Here is a 411-nt window from a genome sequence, read left to right on the forward strand (position 1 = left end):
CTCCAGGGCTGAGGTCCCTGACCGGTCGTAGGCCGGTCACCCGCCGGGAGGGGGTGCGCACCTCGCGCACCCCCTCCTGGTGCACCACCCCTCTCACACGGAAGGCGGTCCGCCGGTGGCGACGTCCTCGATCAGTGGCCTCGTCAGCGGGCTGGACACCGAGACGCTCATCTCGAACCTGATGAGCATCGAGAAGGCGCCCCGCACGCTGCTCGTCGACAAGCAGTCCGACGTCTCGACGCTGAAGACCTCGCTCCAGACGCTCAACACCAAGACCGCGTCACTGAACGAGTACGCGGCCAAGGTCGCGAAGGCGGACAGCTGGAACGCGTACTCCGCGAGCTCGTCCGCCACCACGGTGGTGGCCACCGCGTCCTCCACGGCGCAGCCCACGTCGTTGTCCTTCACCGT

At 68.4% G+C, this 411-nt stretch carries 1 protein-coding gene; it reads left to right on the plus strand.

Annotated elements, in window-relative coordinates:
- Window positions 1-115 precede the first annotated feature (115 nt).
- On the plus strand, window positions 116-411 hold a 296-nt coding region (locus M3677_RS17590), incomplete at its 3' end, for a flagellar cap protein FliD N-terminal domain-containing protein (RefSeq protein ID WP_308201994.1).

The organism is Curtobacterium sp. P97, assembly GCF_023712445.1.
GTDB lineage: Bacteria > Actinomycetota > Actinomycetes > Actinomycetales > Microbacteriaceae > Curtobacterium.